Below are 24,198 nucleotides of genomic sequence, written 5' to 3'. Positions count from 1 at the left end.
GTCGGCCTCGTGGTTGAAGCAACACGCCGCGTCCACCGGATGCGGGACTGACACCGAGCGCCGTGGGGCGGTCGGCGCCCTGCGGCCTGATGAGCGGGGAGCCCCACGTGAGCATCACAGAGTTCGACACCACACCCTCCATCAACGCCGCGAACGCGACGGAACTGCGCACCTACGTGCTCGACACGTCGGTGCTGCTGTCCGACCCGCGGGCGCTGAAGAGATTCGCCGAGCACGCGGTGGTGCTGCCGGTGGTGGTGATCACGGAGCTCGAGGCCAAACGCCACCACCCCGAGCTCGGCTACTTCGCACGTTCGGCGCTCAGGACCCTCGACGAGCTGCGCATCCAGCACGGCAAGCTCGACCAGCCGGTCGACGCCAACGAGCACGGCGGCACGGTGAGGGTCGAGCTGAACCACACCGATCAGAGCGTCCTGCCCAGCGGCTTCCGGCTGGGTGACAACGACACGCGCATCCTCGCGGTCGCCGCCAATCTCAAGGCAGAGGGGCACGCCGTCACGGTGGTCTCCAAGGATCTGCCGATGCGAGTGAAGGCCTCGGCCCTCGGCATCGAGGCGGAGGAGTATCGCGCGGAGCTCGCCGTCGACTCGGGCTGGACGGGCATGCGCGAGATCCAGCTCACCGACGAACAGATGGGCTCGCTGTACGACGCGGAGGGCATGGACACCCCGCCGCCCGCCGCCGAGTGCGGCGAGGACCTCGCGTCCCTGCCGGTGCACACGGGGCTCGTGATCCACTCGCCTCGCGGCTCGGCGCTGGGCCGCGTCGACGACGAGGGCGGCATCAGGCTGGTGCGCGGTGACCAGGAGGTCTTCGGCGTCCACGGCCGCTCCGCCGAGCAGCGCGTCGCTATCGACCTGCTGCTGGACGAGACCGTGGGCATCGTCTCCATGGGCGGCCGCGCCGGCACCGGCAAGTCCGCGCTCGCGCTGTGCGCGGGCCTCGAGGCGGTGATGGAGCGCCGCCAGCACAAGAAGATCATGGTGTTCAGGCCGCTGTACGCGGTCGGGGGCCAGGACCTGGGCTACCTGCCGGGTTCCGAGGCCGAAAAGATGAACCCCTGGGCGCAGGCGGTCTTCGACACCCTCGGCGCGATGGTGTCCTCCGAGGTGGTCGAGGAGGTCATCGCCCGCGGCATGCTCGAGGTGCTGCCGCTCACGCACATCCGCGGCCGCAGCCTCCACGACGCCTTCGTGATCGTCGACGAGGCCCAGAGCCTCGAGCGCAACGTGCTGCTGACGATGCTCAGCCGTATCGGCCAGGACTCGCGCGTGGTCCTCACCCACGACGTCGCTCAGCGCGACAACCTGCGGGTGGGCCGCCACGACGGCATCGCCGCGGTGATCGAGGCGCTCAAGGGTCACCCGCTGTTCGCCCACGTCACCCTCGAGCGCTCCGAGCGGTCGGCGGTGGCGGCCCTGGTGACCGACATGCTCGAGCGGCTCGACCTGTAGGCCGAGCCCGCCCCAGAACGACGGAAGGGCCGATGCGATGGTGACCATCGCATCGGCCCTTCCGTGTGTTCCTGGTGGCCGGAAATGCGGCAGGAGCGGTGCCCAGGTGACGCAAATGCGGCCATTTGCGCCAGAGGGCGGGGGAGGGGGTTAGAGTCCGAGCTCCTGCAGGTAGGGCTCCAGCTCCTCCCAGTTGACCTCGTCGGGACGCGACTCGTCCCAGATCTCCATGTAGCGGGCCTTCTGCGCCTCAGTGAGCGCGTCCCACTTGCGCATCTGCTCCTCGGCATCCACGTGCCAGTAGCCGACGATGCGGTACAGCGTGTGGTGGCGGGTCCAGTTCTCGCGGATGAACTTGCGGGCCTTGCGCGACTGCGCGGACTCGCAGGCCACCCACACGTAGGTGTCGCCCTCGGGCGCCTCGAGGCGCTCCATGCAGCTCACCAGCGCCGAGGGGCCGCGGCCGTTGCCGGACACGCGCCACTCGAGGTTGACGGTGGCGGGGGAGGGAAGCGCGATGGCGTCGTCCATCGAGATGAGCTCGATGAGGACGTCGAACGTCTCCTCAGGCGAGGCCTCCTCGAGGATGCGGGCGACGGCGGGAAGGCCCGTCGCGTCCGCGATCAGGAGGCGACGGGTCGAGCCGGCGGGCGGCTCGTAGTAGCCGTGCGCGTCGGACACGGCGACCACGTCGCCCTCCTGGCAGTCGCGCGCCCAGGAGGCGCCGCGGCCGTGGCCGTGGGTGACGATGTCGATGTCGAGGCGACGGTGGGAGGGGTCCCAGCGGCGGATCGTGTAGTGGCGGGCGATGTCGTGGTCGTCCTCCCACCCCTCGGCCGGCTCGGCATCGGGGATGTGGACGTGGACGAACTCGTCGGCCTTGCCGGTCGACTCCCAGCCCTCCAGCGAGGGCCCGGTGAGGGTCACGCGGCGCAGGTTGGGGCTGAGCTGCTCAGCACCGGCGACGGTGACGACGAACGAGTCGGTCATGGTGACTCCAGAGACGGTGGGGTGGGGACTGGCCGTGAGGACGGCCGATGCGGGAGGCGCCGGGGTGCGGCGCCTCCCGCGGGGGTTTTACTCGGCTGCGGCGGGCTCGGTGGCCGGGTCGCCGTCAAGCGCCGCCTCAAGGAGCGGCACGAAGCCCTCGATCGAGTAGGCGATCGACGAGGGGGAGTTCGCGAAGAACGCGCCCTCGAGGACGGTGTCGGTCAGCCAGACGTTGCCGCCGGTCTCGGTCGCGGTGAGCGAGTCGAACAGCGGCAGGGCCTCGAGCTCGCCCTGAGCGTCGGGCGTGGTGGCGACCTGCCACACGACCGAGTCGAGGTCGCCGATGGCGGTGTCGAGCTGCTCGGCCGAGATCTGCAGCCAGGCGGCGTCGGTGCCCTCGACGGCGGTCACGTCGAGACCGAGGTTGGCGAGGAACTGGTTACGCGTGTCGGACGCGGCGTACACGAAGGCCTGGCCCTCGTAGAAGCCGCCGACCTGCGAGGTCATGCCCTCCCACTCGGGGTGAGCCTCACGCACCTCGGCGTACTGGGCGTCGATGTCCGCGATGATCTCTTCGGCCTTGTCGGTCGTGCCGGTGGCCTCGGCGAGCAGGTTCAGCTCGTCCTCGAGGGTGACTCCCCACTCGACGGTCTCGTTGCCCTCGGAGTCGGTGGCGGGACGGGTGACGACGGGCGCGATGCCCGACAGGAGGTCGTACTCCTCCTGCGTCATCTCGTGGTTGGGGTACGTGGCGACGATGAGGTCGGGCTCGAAGGCCGCGATCGCCTCGGCGTCGTACGTAGTGGTGCCGGGCTCGAAGAGCTCGGGCTCGGCGCCGGCGGCCTCGCGGTCCGCGTCGGCCCACGGGCCGGTGCCGTTGTCGTAGCCCTGCCAGGACACGGGCACGGCGACGGGGGCGACGCCGAGCGAGTACAGGTACTCGTGCTCGTGCGAGCCGAGGGTCACGACGCGCTGGGGCTCGGACTCGATGGTGACCTCGCCCATGGCGGTGTCGAGGGTGACGGGGAACGCGGCGGCGTCGGCCGAGGCATCCGCGGAGGCGGACGTGTCGGCGGCGGGGGAGGTGGTCTCCTCCGTCTCGGCGTCGGACGAGCAGGCGGCAAGCAGAAGCGCCGCGGCTGCGGCGACGGACACGGCGGACGCGCCGCGCGTGATGCGCTGGTGCATGGTGTTCCTTTCCTAGGGGTGGGTCGTGCGGGTCGGGTGGGACATGAGGCCGGACGTGGTCAGCAGGTGGGCGACAAGGCAGGCGGCCGATGCGGCAACCGCCGCCTCGTCGAGGTCGCCTGCGGGCACGCGACCCGACTGATCACGGACGGCCACGACGGAGACGCCAAGCGAGGCGTCGGCGCGCACCACTGACTGCAGCGGGGCGCGAGTGTGGCCGGAGTCCCGCAGCGCCGCGACGGCGAGCGGGGCGGGAAGAGGAGTGACGAACCAGCGCACGGCGCCGCGGGCGATGAGGCCCGTCGCGTGGTCGGCGTCGTCGAGGTGGAGCGTCGCGCCCTCGAGGCCCTCGCCGTCGAGGTGGCGCTCGAGCACGAGCGAGCGGAAGGTGTGCCCACACATGGTGGCGTCGTCCGCCGCCCCGGCGACCACGGCATCGGCCCCCGGCACGGTGAGGCGGGCGGTGAGGCCGGGCACGGCGCCAAGGAGGGCTGCCGCGGAGCGGATCTGCGGGGCGGAGACGGTCATCGCGTCACCCCCGGGCGGTGCGACGGGACGATGATGGGCGTCCCGGTGACGGGGTCGGGGACCACGCGTGCGTCGAAGTTGAAGACGCGGCTCACGAGGTCCTCGGTGAAGACCTCCTCGGCGGTGCCGGAGGCTGCCACCACGCCGTCGTGCATCGCGATCACGTGGTGCGCGTACCTGGCGGCCTGGTGGAGGTCGTGGACCACCATGACGATGGTGCGGCCCTGGCGCTCGTTGAGGCGGTGCAGTAGCTCGAGGACCTCGTACTGGTGCGCGATGTCCAGGTAGGTGGTGGGCTCGTCGAGCAGCATCAGCGGGGTGTCCTGCGCGAGGGTCATCGCGATCCAGGCGCGCTGGCGCTGGCCGCCGGAGAGCTGGTCGACGACCTCGTCCTGGATGTCGGTGAGGTTGGTCGAGTGCAGGGCACTCATCACGGCGGTTTCGTCCGAGCTCGACCACGGGCGCAGCACCTTCTGGTGCGGCGTGCGGCCGCGGGCGACCAGCTCCTTGACCGTGATGCCGGCCGGGGCGATGGGCGACTGCGGCAGCAGTCCGACGCGGCGCGCCACCTCGCGGGTGGGCATGCGGTGGATGTCCTGGCCGTCGAGCGCGACGGTTCCCTCGGAGGGCGTGAGCAGGCGGATCAGCGCGCGCAGGAGAGTCGACTTGCCGCAGCCGTTGGGGCCCACGATCGCGGTGATCTTGCCGTCGGGGACGTCGACGTCGACGCCGCGGACGATGGGCTTGTCGCCGTAGCCGATGACGGCCTTGCGGGTCTCGAGCCTGCTCATGAGGGACCTCCTCGGGATGCGCGCCACACCAGCCACAGCAGGTAGGGGGCGCCGATCGCGGCGGTGAAGATGCCGACGGGGAACTGAAGGGTGGCGGGCATGAGCTGGCTGAGCTGGTCGGCGGCGAGCAGCAGCAGCGCACCCATGAGCGCCGAGGGGATGAGGGTGACGCCGGCGTTGCGCGTGAGGCGCAGGGCGAGCGCGGGGGCGACCAGGGCGATGAAGCCGATAGGGCCGGTGATGGCCGTGGCTCCCGCGGCGAGCAGCACCGAGCACAGGGCCAGCACGATGCGCGAGGAGCCCACCGAGATGCCGAGCGCCTTGGCGGTGTCGTCGCCCATCTCCATGGTGCGCAGGGCGCGGCCGTGCCACAGGACGATCGGAACGATGACGGCGAGGATGACGGCGGCGACCGTGACGTGGGTCCAGGTGCGTCCCGTGACCGAACCCACGAGCCAGCCCAGCGCCGTGCCGGCGTCGTGCACGTCCATGCGGGTCAGGAGGTACTGGGTGAAGGACTGCGCCACAAAGCCGACGCCGATGCCCGCGAGGATGAGGCGCAGCGGCACGATCCCGCGGCGCCAGGACAGTGCCAGGATCAGCGCGGACGTGACGAGCGCGCCGATGGCCGCTCCGGCGGCCGTGAACCACAGCGACGTGCTGAGGCCGAGCCACAGGGTGACGACGCCACCGGTGCTCGCTCCCGCGGTGATGCCGATGAAGTCGGGCGAGGCCAGCGGGTTGCGCGTGAGCGACTGGAGGATGGCGCCCGCGAGGCCGAGCGTCGCGCCCACCAAGATGGCGGTGAACGCGCGGGGGGCGCGCACCTGACCGACCACGAAGTCGCCGGGGGAGCCGACCGAGATGCCGACCGCCGCCTTGAGCGAGTCGAGCACCGTGACGTCGGCCTTGCCCCAGGCCAGGGCGAAGACCAGGAGCGCCGCGAGCGTGGCAAGCATGACGAGGCCGACCGCGAAGGTGCGGCGGTGCGTGGTGATGCCGAGCGGCCCGATGCGGAGGATCCTCACAGCTCCACCACCTTCATGCGGCGGGCCATGACGGCGAAGATCGCGCCACCGATGAACGCGGTGGTGATGCCCACGCCGATCTCACCGGGGGGAGCGACCACGCGGCCGATAACGTCGCACACCAGCACCAGGGCGGCGCCGCCCAGGCCGCTCACCACGAGCAGCCACGGCAACGAGGCGCCGATGAGGGCGCGGGCGAGGTGCGGCACCGCGAGGCCCACGAACACGAGGGGGCCGGCGGCGGCGGTGGCCGAGGCCGCGAGCGCGGTCACCGTGACGATGACGGCGATGCGGGTGGCGGTGATGTTGATGCCGAGCGCGCGGGCGGCATCCTCGCCGAGCGCGACGGCCTCGAGCGGCTTGGCGACGATCAGCGCGACGACGATGGCCACGAGGACGAACGGGACGAGCGCCATGACGTCGTCGCTGTCGCGGCCGGTGAGCGAGCCGGCGACCCACAGCCGGTACTGGTCGAGCGTCGCATCGTCCACCAGCAGGACGGCGTTGATGATCGACGTGATGAGCGCGGTGAGCGCCACTCCCGCGAGGGCGAGGCGCACGGGGGCGCCCGCCGCCGCGCCGCGCGCGCCGATCGCGTAGACGATGACGGCCGCGATCGCGGCGCCGAGGAACGCGAAGGGCACCTGGGCGGCGAAGCCGGTGATACCGAGCGTGAGCGAGATGACGACCGCGAGCGAGGCGCCGGCGTTGATGCCGAGCAGGCCGGGGTCCGCGAACGGGTTGCGCGTGAGCGACTGCATGAGCGCGCCCGCGATGCCGAGCGCGGCGCCCGCGAGGATGCCGATGACCGTGCGTGAGACCCTGAGGTCAGTGACGATGAGCTGCTCGGGATCGTTCGGGTCGAGGTCGGTGATCGCCTGCCACACCGTGCCCAGGTCGATGGCCCTGGCGCCGATCGCCAGCGACAGCGCGATCGCGATCAGCAGTGCCGCGGCGGCAGCAACAGCGATCAGGGCGCGCCGGGGCATCGTGCTCCTTGGGACAGGGTGGGGGGCGCACGCCGTGGTGCGCCGGTGAGGCTCACCTAACTTAGATCATTCCCGGGCATTAAAGCAACGCGCTCGTCTGGTAATTGAGTGCGGCCGGGGCGTGGTAGCCGCGCCGTCTGTGGCGCTTTACCAGGGCCGATGCCGCGGGTGCCGCGCGGCGGTGGGGATGCGGCCGGCAGCGTTGTTGCAGAAACGTTGCGCGGCGACGCTGCCGCGCTAGCGCGCGGAGGTGCCGTGGTCGGCGTCGAGGTGCGTCGCGTCCTGGTCGATCTGGTCCGCGGGGCAGGCGTCCGCGGGGAGGTCCACGTCGATCCCGTACAGCGCGCGGATGGCGCCCAGGTAGCGGTCGGCCTGGCCCGCCTGCGCGTGCTCACGTGCACGCACGGTGGGGGTGTGGAGCAGGGTGCGCGCGAAGCGACGCAGCGCCTGCTCGGTCGCGTCGGCCTCGGCGACGGCCTCGGGCGAGGCGCCGGCGGCGGGACGCACACGGGCGACCTCGCGCTCCAGCAGGCCGAACACGTGCTCGCGCAGGGCAACCACCGCGGGGTCGAGGGCGCGGGCCGTCTCGCCGTCGCCGAAGCGGGCCACGGCGTGAGCGACGATGGCGCGCGCCGCCTCGATGGCGTTGATGGACTCGCCGGGCGCCGTGGCGCCCACGGAGTCGAGGTCCACCACGTGCACGCCGCGCATCTGCGCGACGCCGGGGGCGACGTCGCGGTGAAGCGCGAGGTCGACGATGGTGAGGTCGCGCGTGGCCTCCGTGCGGGCGGCGGCCACCATGGCGGGGGTGAGGACGATGGACTCGCCGCCGGAACAGGCGAGCACCATGTCGACGTCCGCGAGCGAGGACCGCAGCTCGTCGAGCGACAGCGAGGCGATGCCATGGCGGCGGCCGAACTCGTCGCCGCGGCCGGACGGCGAGTACACGCCGGCGATGTCGACGCCGCGGGCCAGTAGCGAGCCGACTCCTGTCTCGGCGAGCGCGCCGGTGCCGATGAGCACCACGCGGGCGCCCTCCCAGGTCACGGTGGCGGAGGCGAGGTCGAAGGCGACGGACACGACGGAGCGCCCGGAGGTGCCCAGGCCCGTCGAGGAGGCCACGACGCGCGAGGTGCGCAGCGCGGACTGGAAGAGCCTGTCGAGCACGGGGGACAGGTGGTGGGCCGACTGCGCGTCATTGTGCGCGCGGCGTACCTGGCCGGAGATCTCTCGTTCCCCGACCACCATGGACTCGAGGCCGGAGGCGACGGAGAGCAGGTGCTGCACGGCGTCGTCGCCCTCGTAGGTGGCGAGAGCCTGCTCGATGGCGGCGCGGTCGAGGGACGTGGCCTGCTCGATCGCGTCGATCACGGCGGTGCGTCCCGACTCGACGTCCTCGACCTCGAGGTACACCTCGAAGCGGTTGCACGTCGGGAGCACGACGGCACCACGGATGGGGGAGTCGCCCTGCACCACCGCGGAGCCGAGAGCGTCGGAGCCGACACTCAACTGCTCCAGCACCGTGAGGTCACGGTTGTGGTGGCTGGCGACGAGAGACATCAATACCACGTCGTCCATTCTGACACGCGCGCCGGACAAGGCAGAATCGAGCCATGAGCTTTGACGCATTGCCAGCTGACCACCCCCTCGCGACGGGAGTCACCGCGGACGCCCCGCTCGTGGCCGCGCTCGAGGGAAGGGCCGCCACGCATCGGCCCGTGTGGTTCATGCGGCAGGCGGGCCGGTCGCTTCCCGAGTACCTGAAGGTGCGCGAGGGCACCACCATGCTGGAGTCCTGCCTGAAGCCCGATCTCGCCGCGGAGATCACCCTGCAGCCTGTGCGCCGCTACGGCGTGGATGCCGGCATCTTCTTCTCGGACATCGTGGTGCCGCTCAAGGTGGCCGGCGTGGGCGTCGACATCGCGCCGGGAGTGGGTCCCGTCTTCGACCACCCCATCCGGACGATGGCCGATGTCGACGCGCTGCCCGCGCTGGGCGAGCCCGGCGACGGTGGCGCCATGGACGAGGCGCTCGAGCCCGTGCGCGAGGCGGTGCGCCTCACGGTGGCCCAGCTCGGGTCGACGCCGCTGATTGGTTTTGCCGGCGCACCGTTCACCCTTGCCGCGTATATGGTGCAGGGGCGTCCCTCGCGCGATCACATGGCAGCGCGCGAGCTCATGTGGTCCGCGCCCGAGGTGTGGGAGGCGCTCGTGTCGTGGACGTCGCGCGCCGCCGGCCTGTTCCTGCGCGCGCAGGTGCTCGCGGGCGCGTCCGCGGTGCAGTTGTTCGACTCGTGGGCCGGGTCGCTGTCCGAGAAGGCCTATGTCGAGAAGTGCGCGGGGGGCTCGCGCGCGGCACTCATGGCCGTCGCCGACCTGGGAGTGCCCCGCATCCACTTTGCCGCCAACGCCGGCCACCTGCTCGATCCGATGGGCGCGGCCGGCGCCACCGCGCTGGGCGTCGACTATCGCACTCCGCTCGACGAGGCCTCGCGCGCGGTCGGCGGCCGCTTCCCGCTGCAGGGAAACATCGACCCCGCAATGCTCGCGGCACCCACGGCGACCCTCGAGGCGCACGTCCTCGACGTGCTGCGGCGCGGCGCCGAGGCGCCGGGGCACGTCGTCAACCTCGGCCACGGGATGCCTCCGCACGCCGATCCCGATGTGGTCAAGCGCGTCGTGGAGCTGGTGCACGAGCGTGGCTGAGCCACGCTCCTGGATCGTCATCGGAGCGGGCCCCGCCGGCCTGCTCGCGGCGCGCCGCCTGGCCGCCGCCGGCCACGAGGTCACGGTCCTGGAGGCCGAGGACAGCATCGGCGGTCGCGTGTCACGGGTGCGCGTCGACGGCATCGAGCTCGATGCAGGGGCCGAGTCCTTTGCCACGCGCGGCGGCCACGTCGAACGCCTGGTCCGCGAGCTGGGGCTCGAGGACAGGATGGTCGCCCCGACGGGTGGGCCCGCATGGGTCGTCGCGCCCGACCGCGCGTACCCGATGCCCGCGGCCGGCTGGCTCGGCATCCCCACCGCCTCCCTCGCGCCGGACGTGGTCCGCGCGCTCGGGGTGCGCGGAGCGGCCCGCGCCGCGATCGAGCGGTGGATCCCGCGCGAGGACGTGGCGCCCGACGCGATGCTGGGGGAGGTGGCGCGCCGCCGGCTCGGCGACGTGGCCGTGGACCGGCTCCTCGCGCCGGTGACGCGAGGCATCTTCTCACGCCCCGTGGACGAGCTGCGTGTGGACGCGGCGGCCGCCGGGCTCGCCGCCGAGATCTCCGAGATGGGTCTGACAAGGGCGGCAGCGCGCCGGCGCGCGAAGGCCCCCGCCGGCTCCGCCGTGCTGGGCCTCGTGGGCGGCGTCGCCGGGCTCACGGACGCGCTCGCGGCCGATGCCGTGAGCAGGGGAGTCACGATCCTCACCTCGACCGTCGTGTCCTCGCTGCGGCGCAAGGGCAGGCAGTGGGAGGCGTGGACGGAGGACGGCAGGCACGTCGCCGATCAGGTGGTGGTGGCCGCCTCCCGCCCGGCGGCGGCCGCGCTCGTCCCGCAGGTGGAGCGCGCCCCCGACCGTCAGGTGGCGCTCGTCACCCTGTCCCTCGACGCCCCCGAGCTCGACGCTCACCCGCGCGGCTCCGGCGTCCTCGCGGTGGACGGCGTGACGCGCGCGAAGGCGCTCACCCACGCGACCGCCAAGTGGGACTGGGTGGCCAAGGCTGCCCCGACCCGGCACATCGTCCGCCTGTCCTACGCGCTCGACAACGCCGAGGACCTTGCCCCGCACGCCGTCTCCGACGCGTCCCGTCTGCTCGGCGTCCCCATCGCCGATCGGCAGGTGAGGGACCTGGTGCAGGTGGTGTGGCACGACGCCGCGCCCACGCGCGCGGGGGCCCGCGAGCCGGTGCCCGGGGTCCACCTCGTGGGTGCCTCGGCCGGGTTCTCCGGCCTCGCGGCCATCGTGGACGACGACCAGCGCTCGAGCCTCGGCGAGTAGCCCGCACCGCGCATCGTCCCGCGACACGCCGCCGGCGAGTGACAAAGTGACGGTCTGTCGGGCCGACACGCCGCGCATCGGCATGCGACACGCCGCCGGGCGCCGCGACGACCGTCACGTCGTCACGCGCCCGAAACTCGGGAATGCCGGGCGGCCGCGAGGCGTGTACCTCCGTGACACCGACCCCGACCCCCGTGGAGAGTGCCACCGTGCGCGCACGCGACGACCTCGCGATCGTCATCGCGGCCGACCCGGGCCTGCCCTCACGGCGGGCGGCCGCCATCCAGGACGACGTGCGTGCCTTGCTGGCCGATCTCTACCAGTGCGACGTCAGGGTGAGCACGACGACCTCGACCCTGCGGACGCTTCCCCACGGCGACATCGATACCGCGACGGCGAGCGCGATCGCCGATGACTATGAGCGGTGCGACGCCGTGGTGGTGCTGACCGAGGTCCCGCGCCGTACACGAGGCCAGCCCCTGGTCGCCGAGGCGTTCCCCGACGAGAGCCTCGTCGTCATTTCCTGTCCCACCCTCGGGGCGTGGGCCACACGGGCGCGCATCCAGCGGGTCCTCGTCGACAGCGTGACCCGCGTGGTCGGAGATCCTCCTGCCGGTCAGGAACCGCCTCGTCGCCTGCGCTGGAGCGGATGGTCCGAGCGGGCCTCACGCGGTTCGCTCACCTTGCACGCAGACACCGTGACGGGTGCCCCGCGCCTCGTGATGGGCATGGTCGCGGCCAATGAGCCGGCCCGCACCGCGCCGCGGCTGTCAGGCGCGCTCGCTGCGGCGACGGCGACGGGCGCCTTCGGCGTGTTCTACAGCTCCATCTGGCAGATGGCGGCGGCGCTCAGCCCGCAGCGCCTGGCAGTGATCGCCGTGATGGCTATGGTCGCGATGGTCGCGTGGCTCATGGTGTCCAACCGCCTGTGGGACCGGCGTGAGCGGGCGCGCCTGGCGACCGTCATCCTGCTGTACAACCTCTCGACGGTGCTGACGCTTGCGCTCGTGGTCGCGGCGCTGTTCGTGGTGCTGTTCGTCGTCATCCTGGGGGCCTCCGCGCTCGTGATCGACCCCGGATTCATGGGGCAGGTACTGGGCGAGGACGCGACGGTGGGGTCCTACGTGAGGCTCGCGCTGCTCGCGGCGTCGATGGGAGTCGTGGCAGGTGCGCTCGGATCCAACTTCGACTCCGATACCGACCTGCGCCAGCTCACCCACGGCCAGCGCGAGCGCGCCAGGGTGAGGGACGACGCCGAGGGCGCGCCTGGGACCTAGGTCCCAGATCTGTCAGGGCCGATGCCATCTGCCGGCCTCGTACGGGGGCCAGCTCCGGCATCGGCCGCCCGCGGATTTCCCTCACGGGCGTGCGGCGGTGAGAATGGGGACATGACCGATCAGCCTCACGGTTTCACCCTGTTCTCCGTCCTCGACGGCTACCTCGACACTCCCGATGAGGAGCTGAGTGAGGTCGTCGAGCACTTCGATGCCGCCGTCGAGGAGCTCGCCGAGCACGACGTGGTCCTGCGCGGCATCTACGACGTGTCCGGCCTGCGCGCCGACGGCACCGTCATGCTGTGGCTCCACGGCCCCGACCTCGCCGACCTGCAGCTGGCGCTGCGCGAACTGCGCGCCACGGAACTGCTGGCCGACACCAAGCTCACCTGGTCCGCCGCGGGCGTGCACCGCGCGGCCGAGTTCAACCGCGCCCACGTGCCCGGCTTCCTGCGCGGCGAGCGTGCCCGCGACTGGCTGACCGTCTACCCCTTCGTGCGTAGCTACGAGTGGTACCTGCTGAGCGACGAGGAGCGCGGCCAGATGCTGCGCGAGCACGGCATCAAGGGCGCCGCCTTCAAGGGCGTGGTGGCGAACACCGTCGCCGCCTTCGCCCTGGGCGACTACGAGTGGCTGCTTCCCATGGAGGCCGACGAGGTCACCGACCTTGTCGACATGATGCGCGACCTTCGCTACACCGAGGCCCGCCGCCACGTGCGCGAGGAGGTGCCGTTCTACACGGGCCGCCGCATCGAGACGGCCGAGGCCGTGGAGGTGCTCGCCTCGTGACCGAGACGCTTGCCGCCGCCGAGCGCACGCTCGACGCCACCACCTACGACTGCATCCTGCTGGCCGGCTTCGGCGGCCCCGAGGGCCAGGACGACGTCATCCCCTACCTGCGCAACGTCACGCGTGGCCGCGGGGTGCCGGACGAGCGCCTCGAGGAGGTCTCGCACCACTACCGCCACTTCGGCGGCATCAGCCCCATCAACCAGCAGAACCGCGACCTCAAGGTGGCGCTCGAGGAGGAGATCGCCAAGCGCGGCCTCGACCTCCCGGTGTACTGGGGCAACCGCTTCTGGGCCCCCTACTTTGGTGACGCGCTGAAGGAGCTCCACGCCGACGGCCACCGCAAGGTGCTCGTGCTCGTCACCACCGCGTTCTCGTCGTACTCCGGCTGCCGCGCCTACCGCGAGGACCTCGCCGAGGCGCTCGAGGAGACCGGCCTCACCGGCGAGCTGCGCCTGGACAAGGTGCGCCAGTACTTCGACCACCCCGGCTTCGTGCAGCCCAACATCGACGCGGTGCTGTCCGGCCTGCGCGAGCTCGAGGCCGCCGGCAAGGCCGAGGGCGCCCACGTGATGTTCGCGACGCACTCGATCCCGTCGGCCGCCGCCAACGTGTCCGGCCCGCGCGAGGCGCTGCCCGACGGCTCTCCCGTCCCGGTGAGCGACGGAGAGGAGTGGTACGAGGGCGGCGGCTGGTACGTCGCCCAGCAGCGTGCCGTCTCCGCGCTCGTCATGGACGCGGTGGAGAAGGAGTTCCCCGGCGTGCCGTGGTCGCTCGTCTTCCAGTCGCGCTCCGGCGACCCGTCGATCCCGTGGCTCGAGCCCGACATCAACCTCGCGATCGAGGCGCTGCCGGAGGACACGACCGGCCTGGTGGTGTCGCCCATCGGCTTCGTCTCCGACCACATGGAGGTCGCCTGGGACCTCGACAACGAGGCGCTCGAGACCTGCGAGGAGCGCGGCCTGCCGATGGTGCGCGTTCCCACCGTGGGCGTGGACCCGGCATTCGTCGCCGGCCTCATCGACCTTGTCGAGGAGCGCCACGTGGCCTCCGAGGGCGACTCCCCGCGCGAGCGCGTCGCCCTGACGGACATGGGCCCGTGGCAGGACGTCTGCCCCGCCGACTGCTGCATGAGCCGCGCCAAGAAGCCGACCATCGCGTCGGCGGCCGCGGACGGGGGAGTGGGCGCCTAACCCCCCCTCACTGTGAACCAAGAACGACGCGACGCGCCGGCGGCATCCACCCGCGAGGGGGACGCCACCGGCGCGTCGTGGTCTGTTCCGGTTCAGATTGTCGGGGCGGGAACCGTCAGCGGGCCGATGCCGCGGCCGGCTCGCGCGTGAGGCTCGCCTGGGCGTCGCGCCACGTGAGCCAACCACCGTCGAGGTTGACGGCGTCGTAGCCGAGCTGGCGCAGCAGGCGCGTCGCGGTGTGGCCGCGCTGGCCCACCTGGCAGTGCACCACGATCCGGCGGCCGCGGGGGAGCTCGCCGTGGCGCTCGCGTAGCTCGTCGACGGGGATCACGAGAGGGTCCTGCCACGGCACCGTGACGGTGCCGCGAGCGTGCTCGGCTGCCGTGCGCACGTCGAGAACGAGCGGCGCGTCGTCGGCGGCGGCGAGCTCGTGCCACTGCAGCGACGGCGTCTCGCCCGCGGCGAGGTTCTCGGCGACGTAGCCGAGCATGTTGACCGGGTCCTTCGCAGAGCCGTAGGCCGGCGCGTAGGCGAGCTCGAGGTCGGCAAGGGCCGATGCCGTGAGGCCACCCGCCATCGCCGTGGCGATCACATCGATGCGCTTGTCGACGCCTGCCTCGCCCACGCCCTGAGCGCCGAGGATCAGGTCCGTCGCGGGGTCGACGAGGAGCTTCAGCGCCATCTGGGTGGCGCCGGGGTAGTAGCCGGCGTGGTCCATCGGGTGCGTGTGGATGGCGCGGTACGCGCGCCCCTCGGCGGCGAGGCGGCGCTCGGAGCGCCCGGTCACTGCCGCGGTGAGGCCGAACACGCCGACGACGGCGGTGCCGACGCTCGGGACGGGCCGATGCGCTCGCCCGGCGATCACGTCGGCCACCCGGCGTCCGTGCCGGTTGGCGAGGTTGGCCAGGGGGATGAGCGTGGGCTCGTCGGAGAGGGCGTCGGCCTTCGCCGCCGCGTCGCCCACCGCGAAGATGGCGGGGTCGGACGTGCGCATGTCAGCGTCGACGAGGATCGAGCCGCGCGGCCCAAGCGTGAGTCCCGCGTCGGCCGCGAGGGAGCCCTCGGGGCGGACGCCGATCGCGGCGACCACCACGTCCGCCGCCACCGACTCGGTGGAGCCGTCCGCGGAGGCGACCACGGCATCGGCCGTGCCAAGGCTCTCCACGCTGGCGCCGGTCATGACGCAAATGCCGTGGTCCGTGAGGCGCCGCTCGACGCGGATGGCGAGTTCGGGGTCAAGGGCCGTGAGCACCTGCGGGGCGAGTTCGACGACGGTGACGGCGATGCCGCGCCGCGCGAGGTTCTCGGCGACCTCGAGGCCCACGAAGCCGGCGCCGATCACGACGGCGCTGCGTGCGCTGTCTGCGGCGGCGGTCAGGCGGTCGACGTCGGCGATGTCGCGCAGGGGAAGGGCGCGCGCGGAGCCCGGGACGTCGGGGATCACCGGCGAAGCGCCCGGGCTCAGGATGAGCGAGTCGTAGGGCTCGGCGTAGGTTCCGCCGTCTGCTGTGGCGACGGTGACGGTGCGCGCGGCGCGGTCGATCGCCGTGACGCGCGAGCGCACGCGGACGTCGATGGCGAAGCGCGCGGCGAGCGCGGCCGGGCTCTGGAGCAGCAGGGAGTCGCGCTCGGGGATGACCCCGCCCACGTAGTAGGGGAGTCCGCAGTTGGCGAAGGACGGGTGGTCTCCGGCCTCGAGGACGACGATGCTCGCGTCCTCGTCGAGGCGTCGCAGGCGAGTGGCGGCGGACATTCCGGCCGCGACCGCCCCGATGATGACGACCTTGTGGGTCATGTGTTCCTCCTGGAGTGTTGCATGCAACATACCCCAGGGGGTATCGTCGTCGCAAACGACCCCCCTCGTGAGGAGAACCCCTATGTGCTCACCGACCACCTGCCGCCAGTGCGGCAAGACCACCTGGGCCGGCTGCGGCCAGCACGTCGACTCCGTCAAGGCGACGGTGCCCGCGGCGCAGTGGTGCGGCGGCCACGACAAGCCCGCCGGCCGCTCCTTCTTCCCCTGGCTGCGACGCTGATGGCCGCCGATACGGAGGTGCAGCGCGCGGCGCTGAACCGGCTGAAGCGTGCGCGCGGCCAGCTCGACGCCGTGATCCGCATGGTCGAGGAGGGCGCGGCCTGCGAGCCGACCGTCACGCAGCTCGCCGCCGTGTCGAAGGCGCTCGACCGCGCGGGCTTCATGATGATCTCGACGGGCCTGCGCGACTGCCTGGCCGGCGACGAGGACGACCGTGAAGACAGCCTCGCGCGTCTGGAGAAGGTGTTCCTCTCCCTCGCCTAAACCGTCAAATGGATCCATTTGGCTTGCCTAAGAGCCTTGATGAGACGGAATCGACCGCGTCGCAAGTGCGGCGGCCTTGCGTGGCGCGCAGCGCGCAGGCGGTGACGCGAGGCGCTCACCGATGCCCGCGACGGTGAGCCGGGCGCCTACCTTGGCGTCCGTGCCTCCCGCCGCCGCCTCTCCCGCCGCCTCTCCCAATGCCGTGCCCACGCGCCCCCTCGTCATCGGCCTGTCGCTGTCGCCCACCTGGGTGCGCGCCGCCGCCTGGCGCCGCCCCGATAGCCGCATCGAGGAGGCGTTCGGCCTCGACTTCTCCGTCGACGCCGCCAGGCGCGCCGAGGCCGCTCACCTCGACTTCGTGTTCAAGCCCGATGCCCTCACGCTCGACCCGACCGTCCTCGCCACGGCGCTCGGGTTCGCGACGCTCGACCCCACGGTGCTGCTCAGTGCCGTCGCGAGCCACACCGAGCGCATCGGCCTCATCTCCACGGCGTCGGCCACCTTCGCGCCCCCATACCTCGTGGCGCGGGAGATTCAGAGCCTCGATCGGGTCTCGCGCGGCAGGGCCGGCCTCAACGTCGTGATGTCGCTGGGCGGCCAGGAGAACTTTGGGCTGGCGCAGATGCCGCCGAGCGACGAGAGGTTTACCGCGGCGCACGCCTGGCTCGACGATGTGCGGGCGCTGTGGTCGAGCTTTCCCGGCGAGGCGCTCGTGCTCGACCGCGAGGCGGGCCGGTTCGCCGACGTGGAGCGGATTCGCGCGCTTCCTGACCTGCCGGGAAGGCCCCGAGGACCGCTCGACGTCCCCGGCCACCCGGGAGCGAGGATCCCGATCCTGCAGGCCGGCGGGTCGCCCGCCGGCAAGGACTTCGCCGCGCAGCATGCCGACGCGGTCTTTGCCGCCGCGGCGACGCAGGCGAGCGCCGCCGGGCAGCGTGAGGACCTGCGGGGGCGGGCTGAGGCCCACGGCCGCTCGCCTGGCGGTGTGCGGCTCCTGTCAGGGCTGTCGATGTTCCTGGCGCGTACGCGGGACGAGGCGTTCGCCCTTCACGCGGAGAGCATTGACGGCTCGGACCTGCCGCAGTCCCTGGTGGGCCTGTCCCGACTGGTGGGAATCGACCTCGCCGCGCTGCCGCTCGATGAGCCGATCCCCGCGGCGCTCGCGGCCGGCCTGGCGCGCGAGGAGGCGCCGGTGTCGGCGATCGCCGCACTCATCGACGCGGGCATCACGCCCCGCGCCCTCACGCGTCATCCGGAGGGTGCCGCCAGCCTGCACTGGACCATCATCGGTACGCCGGCCGATGCGGTGGCTCAGATCGTCGCCCGGGCGCGTGCGGGTGCCATGGATGGGTTCATCGCGCTGCCGTCGGGGTCGTGGGAGTCCCTCGCGTTGTTCCTCGACGAGGTGGTGCCGGCGCTTGTCGACGAGGGGCTGTTTCGCGAGCGCTACGAGACGGCGACGCTCGCCGGCCACCTCGGCATCGGCCCGGTGCCTGCGGTCGATTCCGTCTCGTGAACGGTCCTAGACGAGCCACGTGGATCCATGTGACGGGTTAGGCGGCGGTGGCGTGACGCCCCGGCGTGTGGCCGAACTCCCGGCGGAACGCCGCGATGAAGGCCGACGTGCTGCCGTAGCCCACCTTTGACGCCACCGCCGCGACGGGAGTACCGCGGTCGAGGAGCTGGCGGCTGCGCGCCAGGCGCACCCGCCGCAGCCACTCGGTAAACGTCATGCCCGTCTCGTCGACGAACGCGCGCCGCAGGGTCGCCTCCGACGTGAACGTGAGGTTCGCCCACTCGGACAGCGACGTGTGGGAGGCGGGGTCGGCGAGAAGCGCCTGGGCCACCCTCCGCGCCGCCCCGGTCCTGGGCAGGGCGGGGCTGCTGCCGCCGTCGAGGCTCGCGCGGACCTCGTCCAGGACCTCGGGGATGAAGCACTCGGGGGAGTCGAAGAGCTGGGCGCGTAGCTGCCGCGTCACGGCCCGCCGGAGCGCTCCCGTCATGGCGATGCCGATGGGGTGGGGCGGCAGGGTGGCGTCGAAGCCGTCGTCGCCGGTGATGACGGGCAACAGGACCGCATCCTCGGACATGCGCACCGCGTGCACGCAGGCAGCCGGCAGCCATAGCGCGGAGTCCTCGGTGACGTGCCTTTCGGAGCCGTCCTGGAAGCGTGCCACCACGTCGCCAGCGACCACCGCGAGCACCTCGCCCCACTGATGCCAGTGGTCGGTGTGGCCCCACGAGAGCACGGGCACCACATCGTCCGCGAGCGCCGGGTCCGGCGTGCGGGGGGCTGACCGCTCCGCGCTATCGCGTGAGCGTTGATCGACATGGCTCATCAAAACGCAATACTAGCGTTCCGTAAATAGAGCGCGAGGTCGCGCCTCTCACGGCGCCGATGCGCCACCCCCTCACATCCCAGACGCCGGGTGCGCGTAGGCGCACCCACAAAGGAGTTCCGATGGCCCTGCGCCGCCTGTCCGCCACCGTCGCCATCACCGCCGCCGCGGTGGTGTCCATGGCCGGCTGCTCGTCCGACACCGAGACCGAGGAGACCACCACCGCCGGCGCCGAGGCCGCCGCCGTGGAGGAGGCCCCCTCGGAGGCCGCCGCGTTCCCGCGCACCATCACCCACGAGCTCGGTGAGACCGTCATCGAGGAGCAGCCCCAGAACATCGTCTCGACGGCCATCACTGTCACGGGCTCGCTGCTGGCCATCGACGCCCCCGTGACGGCGACCGCCGCGACCACCGTGAGCCCCGGCCTCACCGACGACAACGGCTTCTTCGCGCAGTGGAGCGACGTCGCCACCGAGCAGGGCGTCGAGGTGCTCTACCCGAACCTCGAGTTCGACATCGAGGCCGTCATCGCGGCCGAGCCTGACCTCATCGTCGCGTCCACCACGGGCGCCGACGCCGCTGCCGACTACTACGACGAGCTGTCCGCGATCGCGCCGACGGTCGTCATCGACTACTCGGACAAGACGTGGCAGGAGGTCGCCGAGATCGCCGGCGAGTGGACCGGACTCGAGGACAACGCCACCGCGGTGGTCGAGGACTTCGACGCCGCCGTCGCCGACGCCGCCGCGTCCATCACCCTCCCCGAGGGCACCTCGCAGGCGGTCGTCTACAACGGCCTCGAGACTCAGGCCGCCGTGGGCAAGCTCACCGGCGCGCACGCCACGCTGCTGAGCGCGCTCGGCTTCGACGTGATCGAGGCCGACGAGTCCCTCGACATCTCCGAGGAGGCGCGCGAGGACTTCACCTTCGTCGCCCCGGAGAACATCTCCGCGGGCGTGACCGCGGACTCCGTGTTCCTCGTCAACGGCACCGACGACACCAAGGCCGACTTCGAGTCCGCCGAGGTGCTGTCCTCCCTGCCCTCGGTCACGAGCGGCCAGGTCTACCCGCTGGGCGAGACCTCGTTCCGCATCGACTACTACTCGGCCCTGCAGATCGTCGACACGGTCAAGGGTTACTTCGGCGCCTAAGTCGATGACCACCGCGCTCCTCGCGGGCGCACCGCCGCGGCGGGTCCGGGCCCAGCGCCTTGCGCTGGGCCTCGGGCTCGCCGTCGTGCTGCTCGCGCTCGCCATGCTCGCTTCGCTGCTGTGGGGCACCAGGGCCATCGCGCCCGACGCGGTCTGGCACGCCCTGACGGGGGCCGATGCAACCTCGGACGAGGCGCTCGTCGTCACCTCGCTGCGCGTGCCGCGCACCATCCTCGGCGTCATCGCCGGAGCGGCGCTCGGCACGGCCGGCGCCCTCATGCAGGCGATCACCCGCAACCCGCTTGCCGAGCCCGGCATCCTCGGCGTGAACGCCGGAGCGGCGGCGGCCGTCGCCGCGGGCATCGCCTTCGCGGGAGCTACCGCGGCCGACGTCTACCTCTGGTTCGCCTTCGCCGGCGCCGGGCTCGCCGCCGTCGTGGTCTACGGCGTGGGCGGCGTGCTGAGCGACAAGGGCTCCGTGGTGCGACTCACGCTGGCGGGCGCCGCCGTGACCGTGGTGCTGTCCTCCTTCACCACGGCGCTCCTCATCAACTTTCCCGACGCCTACGACCGCTTCCGGTTCTGGGACGTCGGCTCCATCCAGGGGCGCGGACTCGACGTCGTGTGGACCGTGACCCCGGCGATCGTGGTCGGACTCGTGCTCGCGATGAGCCTCACGGGACGCCTCAATGTCATGGCGCTGGGCAACGAGCTGGGTCGCTCCCTCGGCGCCAACCCGCGCACCACCGTCATCATCGCCGCGATCGCCGTGACCCTGCTCGCCGGCGGCGCGACCGCCGCGGCCGGGCCCCTCGCCTTCATCGGCCTCGCCGCGCCGCACGCCGCGCGCATGATCACGGGCCCCGACCATCGCTGGCTCATCCCGTACTCGGCGGTGCTGGCCGCGGTGATCCTGCTGGGTGCCGACGTCATCGGCCGGGTGATCGCCGCGCCCGCCGAGATCGAGACCGGCATTATGACTGCCATCATCGGCGGCCCCGTCTTTGTCGCCCTCGCCCGGCGCCGGCGTTTGGCGGCGATGTGAGCGCCGCCGCCGCGCCGCCGGTGAGGCGCACCCGCATCGGCCGCCTGTCATGGGTGTGGACGCCGCGCGTCGCCGTGGTGGCCGCGATCGTCGTCTGCCTCGTGCTCGCCGTCGGTGCCGTCGCGCTGTCGACCGGCACCATCACCGTGCCGGTGCCCGATGTGGCGCGCGCCGTCTTCGGCCAGGGCGAGCCGATCACGGTGAAGGTGGTGCGGGACCTGCGCCTGCCGAGGTTCGTGACGGCCGCGCTCGTGGGGGCGAGCCTGGGCATCTCCGGCGCCGTCTTCCAGTCCATCTCCCGCAACCCGCTGGGCTCGCCCGACATCATCGGCTTCACCATGGGCGCCGCGACCGGCGCGGTGGTGCAGATCGTCGTGTTCGGCGGCGGGGCCTTCGCGACGGGCGCGGCGGCGGTGGCAGGAGGAGTCGTGACGGCGGTCGTCGTCTACGGGCTGTCCTATCGCCGGGCGGCGTCCGGGGGCTACCGGCTGATCCTCGTCGGCATCGGCATCGGCGCCATCCTCAAGGCCATGAACGGGCTGCTGCTCACGCGTGCGGACATCGACACGTCCATTGCGGCCCAGCGCTGGCTCGCCGGCAGCCTCGACGTGCGCACCTGGGACTACGTGGTGACCGTCGGTCTCGCGATGGTGCTGCTGGTGCCGGCGGCGCTGTGGTTCCAGCGCCGCCTGGCGTACATGGAGATGGGCGACGACACGGCGCGGCAGCTGGGCATCCGCGTCGAGCGCACGCGGCTGCTGGCGGTCGCCGTCGCCGTGGTGCTGGCCGCTGTGGCGGTCGCCGCCACTGGCCCCATCGCCTTCATCGCCCTCGCCGCAGCGCCCCTCGCGAAGCGACTCACGCGCCACCCCGGGCCGGCCGTCGGCTCGGCGGCGCTCATGGGCGCGCTGCTGCTGACCAGCGCCGACGCGCTCACGCAGTTCATCCCGTGGGACTACGCGATGCCCGTGGGCGTCGTGACCGGGCTGCTCGGCGGCCTGTACCTGGCCTGGATGCTCGGAAGGAGCAGGATATGACCGCGACCCTCATGGCCGATGCCGTGGAGCTCGCCTATGACGAGCGCGTGATCTCGACGGACCTGACCGTCGGCATCCCCGAGCACGAGTTCACCGTGGTGATCGGGCCCAACGCGTGCGGGAAGTCGACGCTACTCAAGGCGCTCGCGCGTCTCCTGCCGCCGCGGGACGGACACGTGACGCTCGACGGCAGGGACGTGAAGGCGTTCGGGTCCAAGGAGTTCGCGCGGGCCCTCGCGCTGCTTCCGCAGTCCTCGCAGGCTCCCGCCGGCATCTCGGTATCCGACCTCGTGGCGCGCGGAAGGTTCCCCCACCAGCGCTTCCTTCAGCAGTGGTCGGCGGCCGACGAGGCGGCGATCGCGCGCGCGATGACCGCCACGGGCGTCGACGAGCTCGCCCTGCGGCCCGTCGACGAGCTCTCCGGCGGCCAGCGTCAGCGCGCATGGCTCGCCATGGTGCTCGCCCAGGACGCGCCGATCACCGTGCTGGATGAGCCCACCACCTTCCTCGACATCGCCCACCAGATCGAGGTGCTCGACCTGTGCGAGTCCCTGCACGCCGAGGGCGGGCGCACCATCGTCGCCGTCCTCCACGACCTCAACCAGGCGGCCAGGTACGGCACTCACATCATCGCGATGAAGGACGGCGAGGTGGTCGCGGAGGGTGTGCCGGACGAGGTCATCACGGTCGATCTTGTCGCCGAGGTGTTCGGCGTGCGCGCCAGGATCCTCGTCGAGCCGGAGTCCGGCTCGCCCTTCGTGATGCCGCTGGGCCTGGTGGGGAGGCCGTGAGCGTGGCCGATGCCGTGGCCGGGTCCGATGCCGCCGTCACCCCCGGCCTGTGGGGTCCCGCGGCGACGCCGCTCGGCGCCGACGGCGCGCCCCGCGGCGTCGTCGAGCCTCGCCTGGCGGCGCTCGCCGACCTGCCGCGCGGGGAGCGCGCCGCCGCGGCATCGGCCCTCCTCGATGCCGCGGGCCCCACGCCCTGGCGCGGCGAGCGGCGGGTGATCGACGGCGTCGCGTGCGTGGCGACCACGTTCGTCGCCGAGGAGCCGCAGGCCGCCCAGGTGCTGCTGCACGTCAACTCTCTGACGGACCGCATCCGCGAGGCCGTCGCCCCCGCGCTGCTCGCGCGCGTCGACGGCACCGACGTGTGGCATCTCACGTGGTGGCTGCCCGAGGACCTGGTGGCGAGCTACAGGATCGCCGCGGGAGAGCCCTTTGCGCTCGACGTGGGCGGCACGCGCGACGGGTGGCTGAGCGTGCACGAGCGGGGACGGCCCGACCCGCGCAACCCGCGCGTGCTGGTCAACCCGCTGGGTCACGACTCGTCGGTGCTCGTGGGGCCGGCCGCGCGCGTGCACGGCGCGTGGGACCGTGCGGAGCCGCCCCTGGCGCGGGCGCGGGTCGACGAGCTGACCATCGAGGACCCGGTGCTGGGAGGGCCGCGCCGGGTATGGCTGCGGGTGCCGGCCGAGGCCACGCGTCTGCTGGTGCTGTTCGACGGCGCGACCTGGCACCGCCACCTTGCGCTCGCTGACGCGCTCGACGCGGCGGGGGACCGGCGGACGGCAGTGGCGATGGTCGACTCCCGCACGCTGCGCGAGCGCTCCGAGGTACTCCCGCACCCGGACCGCGTCTCGGCCCTGCTCGAGGACGGCGTGCTCCCCGCCGTTCACACGGCCCTGCGCGCGGGCGGCATCGGCGCCCCAGGTCCCGAGCGCACCATCGTGGCGGGGGAGAGCTTCGGGGGCCTCGCGGCCCTCGGCGTCGTGGTCACCCGTCCCGACCTTGCTCGGCGTGCGATCGCCCAGTCGCCCAGCCTCCACTTCAAGGCCGGGCGCGAGCGGCGGCGCGACGACATCGAGCCGGGCGACGTGGTGCGCCTTGCCGAGGTCGGCGTGGACCCGACGGTCGAGGCGGTGCTCACCTGGGGGACCGAGGAGGAGCACCTCGCGCTCGCCGTGCCGGCCATGCGCGCGGCCTTCGCGGCATCGGGCGCTGTCCTGCACCCCCGTGCGTATGCAGGCGGACACGACTACGCCTGGTGGAGGACGGGCCTCCTCGACGCGCTGTCGACCCTCCCCGCCTAGCCGCGC

The 24,198-nt window shown here is 72.5% G+C and carries 23 protein-coding genes; 14 read left to right on the top strand and 9 right to left on the bottom strand.

Features of this window, described 5'->3' with window-relative positions; all coding sequences use genetic code 11:
* Positions 1-89: 89 nt before the first annotated feature.
* On the top strand, positions 90-1,475 hold the full coding sequence (locus B7K26_RS09680) for a PhoH family protein (RefSeq protein ID WP_084078988.1): 1,386 nt from the start codon (positions 90-92) through the stop codon (positions 1,473-1,475).
* A 150-nt stretch (positions 1,476-1,625) separates the two neighbouring features.
* Here the strand turns inward: B7K26_RS09680 and B7K26_RS09675 are convergent, their stop codons facing one another.
* The 7 genes from B7K26_RS09675 to B7K26_RS09645 form a co-directional block, all read right to left on the bottom strand.
* Positions 1,626-2,465 (bottom strand): siderophore-interacting protein, encoded by an 840-nt coding sequence (locus B7K26_RS09675; protein ID WP_084078987.1) that lies wholly within the window; start codon positions 2,463-2,465, stop codon positions 1,626-1,628.
* A gap of 87 nt (positions 2,466-2,552) precedes the next feature.
* Positions 2,553-3,653 carry an ABC transporter substrate-binding protein gene (locus B7K26_RS09670; protein ID WP_084078986.1) on the bottom strand — a complete coding sequence of 367 codons (1,101 nt, stop codon included), beginning with the start codon at positions 3,651-3,653 and terminating at the stop codon, positions 2,553-2,555.
* 12 nt (positions 3,654-3,665) lie between these two features.
* Positions 3,666-4,181 carry a hypothetical protein gene (locus B7K26_RS09665; RefSeq protein WP_084078985.1) on the bottom strand — a complete coding sequence of 172 codons (516 nt, stop codon included), beginning with the start codon at positions 4,179-4,181 and terminating at the stop codon, positions 3,666-3,668.
* Complete coding sequence (locus tag B7K26_RS09660) at positions 4,178-4,972, bottom strand: ABC transporter ATP-binding protein (protein WP_084078984.1); 795 nt, start codon at positions 4,970-4,972, stop codon at positions 4,178-4,180. Before B7K26_RS09660 ends, B7K26_RS09665 begins: the two co-directional genes overlap by 4 nt.
* A complete protein-coding gene (locus tag B7K26_RS09655) occupies positions 4,969-6,000 on the bottom strand; it encodes an iron chelate uptake ABC transporter family permease subunit (protein WP_084078983.1) in 1,032 nt (343 codons plus the stop codon). Before B7K26_RS09655 ends, B7K26_RS09660 begins: the two co-directional genes overlap by 4 nt.
* Positions 5,997-6,989 carry an iron ABC transporter permease gene (locus B7K26_RS09650; RefSeq protein ID WP_084078982.1) on the bottom strand — a complete coding sequence of 331 codons (993 nt, stop codon included), beginning with the start codon at positions 6,987-6,989 and terminating at the stop codon, positions 5,997-5,999. Before B7K26_RS09650 ends, B7K26_RS09655 begins: the two co-directional genes overlap by 4 nt.
* 237 nt (positions 6,990-7,226) lie before the next feature.
* The gene (locus B7K26_RS09645) at positions 7,227-8,549 is read right to left on the bottom strand and encodes a glutamyl-tRNA reductase (protein ID WP_159449659.1); all 1,323 of its coding nucleotides are present in this window, start codon (positions 8,547-8,549) and stop codon (positions 7,227-7,229) included.
* Between the two features lie 53 nt (positions 8,550-8,602).
* Here B7K26_RS09645 and hemE point away from each other — a divergent pair, with 53 nt between their 5' ends.
* From hemE to B7K26_RS09620, 5 genes are all read left to right on the top strand, one after another.
* Positions 8,603-9,694: a uroporphyrinogen decarboxylase gene (gene hemE, locus B7K26_RS09640; RefSeq protein WP_084079200.1), complete on the top strand. Its 1,092-nt coding sequence runs from the start codon at positions 8,603-8,605 to the stop codon at positions 9,692-9,694.
* On the top strand, positions 9,687-10,973 hold the full coding sequence (locus B7K26_RS09635) for an NAD(P)/FAD-dependent oxidoreductase (RefSeq protein WP_159449658.1): 1,287 nt from the start codon (positions 9,687-9,689) through the stop codon (positions 10,971-10,973). Before hemE ends, B7K26_RS09635 begins: the two co-directional genes overlap by 8 nt.
* 209 nt (positions 10,974-11,182) lie before the next feature.
* Entirely contained in the window at positions 11,183-12,250 is a 1,068-nt protein-coding gene (locus B7K26_RS09630; RefSeq protein ID WP_200811083.1) for a hypothetical protein, read from the top strand.
* A gap of 111 nt (positions 12,251-12,361) precedes the next feature.
* A complete protein-coding gene (gene hemQ / locus B7K26_RS09625; protein WP_084078979.1) occupies positions 12,362-13,036 on the top strand; it encodes a hydrogen peroxide-dependent heme synthase in 675 nt (224 codons plus the stop codon).
* Entirely contained in the window at positions 13,033-14,229 is a 1,197-nt protein-coding gene (locus tag B7K26_RS09620; protein ID WP_084078978.1) for a ferrochelatase, read from the top strand. Before hemQ ends, B7K26_RS09620 begins: the two co-directional genes overlap by 4 nt.
* Positions 14,230-14,344: 115 nt before the next feature.
* Here B7K26_RS09620 and B7K26_RS09615 read toward each other — a convergent pair whose 3' ends face one another.
* Entirely contained in the window at positions 14,345-16,024 is a 1,680-nt protein-coding gene (locus B7K26_RS09615; RefSeq protein WP_084078977.1) for an FAD-dependent oxidoreductase, read from the bottom strand.
* Between the two features lie 82 nt (positions 16,025-16,106).
* Between B7K26_RS09615 and B7K26_RS13040 the strand changes: the two genes are divergently transcribed.
* The 3 genes from B7K26_RS13040 (at position 16,107) to B7K26_RS09605 (ending at position 18,044) form a co-directional block, all read left to right on the top strand.
* Entirely contained in the window at positions 16,107-16,265 is a 159-nt protein-coding gene (locus B7K26_RS13040; protein WP_200811080.1) for a hypothetical protein, read from the top strand.
* On the top strand, positions 16,265-16,528 hold the full coding sequence (locus B7K26_RS09610; protein WP_084078976.1) for a metal-sensitive transcriptional regulator: 264 nt from the start codon (positions 16,265-16,267) through the stop codon (positions 16,526-16,528). The genes B7K26_RS13040 and B7K26_RS09610 overlap by 1 nt, the downstream gene beginning before the upstream one ends.
* A gap of 160 nt (positions 16,529-16,688) precedes the next feature.
* Positions 16,689-18,044 (top strand): NtaA/DmoA family FMN-dependent monooxygenase, encoded by a 1,356-nt coding sequence (locus B7K26_RS09605; RefSeq protein WP_200811076.1) that lies wholly within the window; start codon positions 16,689-16,691, stop codon positions 18,042-18,044.
* A gap of 37 nt (positions 18,045-18,081) precedes the next feature.
* Here B7K26_RS09605 and B7K26_RS09600 read toward each other — a convergent pair whose 3' ends face one another.
* Positions 18,082-18,867: an AraC family transcriptional regulator gene (locus B7K26_RS09600; RefSeq protein WP_200811074.1), complete on the bottom strand. Its 786-nt coding sequence runs from the start codon at positions 18,865-18,867 to the stop codon at positions 18,082-18,084.
* Positions 18,868-18,989: 122 nt separating this feature from the next.
* Between B7K26_RS09600 and fepB the strand changes: the two genes are divergently transcribed.
* The 5 genes from fepB to B7K26_RS09575 are packed head-to-tail and all read left to right on the top strand — an operon-like array spanning position 18,990 to position 24,192.
* Positions 18,990-20,018 (top strand): Fe2+-enterobactin ABC transporter substrate-binding protein, encoded by a 1,029-nt coding sequence (gene fepB, locus B7K26_RS09595; protein WP_084078973.1) that lies wholly within the window; start codon positions 18,990-18,992, stop codon positions 20,016-20,018.
* Between the two features lie 4 nt (positions 20,019-20,022).
* Positions 20,023-21,063 (top strand): iron ABC transporter permease, encoded by a 1,041-nt coding sequence (locus B7K26_RS09590; RefSeq protein WP_084078972.1) that lies wholly within the window; start codon positions 20,023-20,025, stop codon positions 21,061-21,063.
* On the top strand, positions 21,060-22,100 hold the full coding sequence (locus B7K26_RS09585) for an iron chelate uptake ABC transporter family permease subunit (RefSeq protein WP_234998776.1): 1,041 nt from the start codon (positions 21,060-21,062) through the stop codon (positions 22,098-22,100). Before B7K26_RS09590 ends, B7K26_RS09585 begins: the two co-directional genes overlap by 4 nt.
* Complete coding sequence (locus B7K26_RS09580) at positions 22,097-22,891, top strand: ABC transporter ATP-binding protein (protein ID WP_084078971.1); 795 nt, start codon at positions 22,097-22,099, stop codon at positions 22,889-22,891. Before B7K26_RS09585 ends, B7K26_RS09580 begins: the two co-directional genes overlap by 4 nt.
* A complete protein-coding gene (locus tag B7K26_RS09575) occupies positions 22,888-24,192 on the top strand; it encodes an enterochelin esterase domain-containing protein (RefSeq protein WP_143340631.1) in 1,305 nt (434 codons plus the stop codon). Before B7K26_RS09580 ends, B7K26_RS09575 begins: the two co-directional genes overlap by 4 nt.
* Positions 24,193-24,198: the final 6 nt, after the last annotated feature.

Source organism: Demequina sp. NBRC 110057, assembly GCF_002090175.1.
Classification (GTDB): Bacteria; Actinomycetota; Actinomycetes; order Actinomycetales; family Demequinaceae; genus Demequina.
The sequence above is the reverse complement of the archived record's forward strand: the minus strand, read 5'-3'. Positions and strand labels throughout refer to the sequence as shown.

Excerpts from the sequence above, each read along its gene's own strand:
- B7K26_RS09680 (WP_084078988.1), top strand. The coding sequence starts at position 90 with ATGAGCGGGGAGCCCCACGTGAGCATCACAGAGTTCGACACCACACCC.
- B7K26_RS09675 (WP_084078987.1), bottom strand. The coding sequence starts at position 2,465 with ATGACCGACTCGTTCGTCGTCACCGTCGCCGGTGCTGAGCAGCTCAGC.
- B7K26_RS09670 (WP_084078986.1), bottom strand. The coding sequence starts at position 3,653 with ATGCACCAGCGCATCACGCGCGGCGCGTCCGCCGTGTCCGTCGCCGCA.
- B7K26_RS09665 (WP_084078985.1), bottom strand. The coding sequence starts at position 4,181 with ATGACCGTCTCCGCCCCGCAGATCCGCTCCGCGGCAGCCCTCCTTGGC.
- B7K26_RS09660 (WP_084078984.1), bottom strand. The coding sequence starts at position 4,972 with ATGAGCAGGCTCGAGACCCGCAAGGCCGTCATCGGCTACGGCGACAAG.
- B7K26_RS09650 (WP_084078982.1), bottom strand. The coding sequence starts at position 6,989 with ATGCCCCGGCGCGCCCTGATCGCTGTTGCTGCCGCCGCGGCACTGCTG.
- B7K26_RS09645 (WP_159449659.1), bottom strand. The coding sequence starts at position 8,549 with ATGTCTCTCGTCGCCAGCCACCACAACCGTGACCTCACGGTGCTGGAG.
- hemE (WP_084079200.1), top strand. The coding sequence starts at position 8,603 with ATGAGCTTTGACGCATTGCCAGCTGACCACCCCCTCGCGACGGGAGTC.
- hemQ (WP_084078979.1), top strand. The coding sequence starts at position 12,362 with ATGACCGATCAGCCTCACGGTTTCACCCTGTTCTCCGTCCTCGACGGC.
- B7K26_RS09615 (WP_084078977.1), bottom strand. The coding sequence starts at position 16,024 with ATGACCCACAAGGTCGTCATCATCGGGGCGGTCGCGGCCGGAATGTCC.
- B7K26_RS13040 (WP_200811080.1), top strand. The coding sequence starts at position 16,107 with ATGTGCTCACCGACCACCTGCCGCCAGTGCGGCAAGACCACCTGGGCC.
- B7K26_RS09610 (WP_084078976.1), top strand. The coding sequence starts at position 16,265 with ATGGCCGCCGATACGGAGGTGCAGCGCGCGGCGCTGAACCGGCTGAAG.
- B7K26_RS09600 (WP_200811074.1), bottom strand. The coding sequence starts at position 18,867 with ATGAGCCATGTCGATCAACGCTCACGCGATAGCGCGGAGCGGTCAGCC.
- fepB (WP_084078973.1), top strand. The coding sequence starts at position 18,990 with ATGGCCCTGCGCCGCCTGTCCGCCACCGTCGCCATCACCGCCGCCGCG.
- B7K26_RS09590 (WP_084078972.1), top strand. The coding sequence starts at position 20,023 with ATGACCACCGCGCTCCTCGCGGGCGCACCGCCGCGGCGGGTCCGGGCC.
- B7K26_RS09580 (WP_084078971.1), top strand. The coding sequence starts at position 22,097 with ATGACCGCGACCCTCATGGCCGATGCCGTGGAGCTCGCCTATGACGAG.